Here is a 2,291-nt window from a genome sequence, read left to right on the forward strand (position 1 = left end):
GCCATATTGCGTGGGTGCGGCCGTCCCGCGCGGACAGGCTGACCCCACCCTCCCGGTGCGAGGGGTGACGGCTTCATGCGGAGCGGGGTGCGAACCCCGTCGAAGCAGCGCAGGACCCGCCGCCGCCCGCCCGGTCTCGGGAGGTCCGTGCACCGCGCCCGCCGCTGTCGGTGCCATTTGGTAAGAATGCTGATGTGAGCAGCGCGAATGAGTCCCCGCCGGAGCAGCTCGCACTGATCCGGGACATGGTCGCCGAGGCGAAGGCCAAGGCGCCCAAGGCGAAGCCGCGCACCTGGCGCGGTGCCGCGCTCGCCGCCGAGCTGCCCGTCGCCCGGATCCTCGTGAACAAGGGCGTGCTCCACCTCGACCAGCTCTGGGACTACGCCGTCCCCGAGGAGCTCTCCGAGGCCGCCCGGCCCGGTGTCCGCGTCCGCGTCCGCTTCGGCGCCGGCTCCCACCACGTGCGCGGCGGCCGCCGCGAGGGCGGCGGGCTCATCGACGGTTTCATCGTGGAGCGCCGGGCCGAGTCCGATTACGACGGCGCACTGGCCGCCCTCGCCCACGTCGTCTCGCCCGAGGTGGTCCTCAGCCCCCGCATGCTCGCGCTCGCCCGGGCCGTCGCCGACCGGTACGCGGGCAGCCTCGCCGACGTGCTCCAGCTCGCGGTGCCCGCACGGAGCGCCCGCGCCGAGGCCAAGCCCTCACCGGAACCCCTGCCGCCGCCCGCCGCCCCCGAGCCCGCCGGCTGGGAGCGGTACGGCGCCGGGCCCGGCTTCCTGCGCGCCCTCACCACCGGCGGCGCCCCGCGCGCCGTATGGACCGCCCTGCCCGGCCCCGGTTGGGCCGACGAACTCGCCCGCGCCATGGCCGCCACCCTGGCCTCCGGGCGCGGGGCCCTCGCCGTGCTCCCCGACGGGCGGACCGCCGCCCGCGTCGACGAGGCCCTGACCGCCCTGCTGGGCGAAGGCCGGCACGCGCTGCTGACCGCCGAGTCGGGACCCGAGAAGCGCTACCGCCAGTGGCTGGCGGTGAACCGGGGCTCCGTACGGGCTGTCATCGGCACCCGGGCCGCGATGTTCGCCCCCGTACGGGATCTCGGGCTGGTCGCCATCTGGGACGACGGCGACTCCAGCCACAGCGACGACAACGCCCCCTTCCCGCACGTCCGGGAGGTACTGGAACTGCGCGCGGTCAACGACGGCTGCGCCTTCCTCGCGGGCAGCACGAGCTGCACCGTGGAGGCCGCCCAGCTGGTCGAGACCGGCTGGGCCAGGCCCCTGATCGCCGACCGCGAGACCGTACGGGCCTGCGCGCCCCGGATCCGGACCGTCGGGGACGAGCTGCTCGCCCGTGACGAGGCCGCCCGGGCCGCGCGTCTGCCGAGCCTGGCCTGGGAGACCGTACGGGAAGGGCTGAAGACCGGGCCCGTCCTGGTACAGGTACCGCGGCGGGGCTATGTGCCCCGGCTGGCGTGCGAGAGGTGCCGCACCCCCGCCCGCTGCACGGTCTGTGCCGGGCCGCTGGAGGCCCCCGACGAGCGGGACCTGAGGTGCGGGTGGTGCGGGCGGGGCGAGCCGTCGTGGCATTGCGAGGAGTGCGGGTCGTTCCGGCTGCGGGCCCAGGTGGTCGGCGCGCGGCGCACCGCCGAGGAGCTGGGACGGGCCTTCCCGGCCGTGGCCGTACGGACCTCCGGGCGCGACCACGTCCTCGATGAGGTGCCGGACCGGCCCGCGCTGGTGGTCTGCACCCCGGGCGCCGAACCGGTGGCGGCGGGCGCCGGGTACGCGGCAGCGCTGCTGCTCGACGGCTGGGCCATGCTGACCCGGCCCGACCTGAGGGCCGGCGAGGACGCGCTGCGGCGATGGATCGCGGCCGCCTCGCTGGTCCGGGGGGACGGGCAGGTCGTGGTGGTCGCCGAGCCGACGCTGCGGCCCGTCCAGGCGCTCGTCCGGTGGGACCCGGTGGGACACGCCGTACGGGAGCTCGCGGAGCGGTCCCAGCTCGGCTTCCCGCCGGTGTCCCGGATGGCGGCGGTGGCCGGTCGGGGAGAGGCGGTGGAGGCCTTCCTGGCCGGAGCCGGACTGCCGCCCGACGCGGAGATCCTGGGACCGGTGCCGCTCCCGGGGAGGCGCGGGGAGCCGTCCCCGGGGGAGCGGGCGCTGGTCCGGGTCCCGCCGGGCAGCGGAGCCGCCCTGGCGGCCGCCCTGAAGTCGGCGCAGGCGGCCCGGCTGGCGAAGGGGGTTCCGGCGGCGGAGGCCGTCAGGGTCCGGATCGACCCACCCGACATCGGC

1 protein-coding gene is annotated in these 2,291 nt (G+C 77.0%); it reads left to right on the forward strand.

The annotated features are described in order from the left end of the window. Nucleotides 1–194: 194 nt before the first annotated feature. A partial coding sequence (locus ACWGIU_RS36060) for a primosomal protein N' (RefSeq protein WP_453712305.1) occupies nucleotides 195–2,291 on the forward strand: 2,097 nt, incomplete at its 3' end.

Source organism: Streptomyces sp. NPDC054840 (assembly GCF_053611065.1).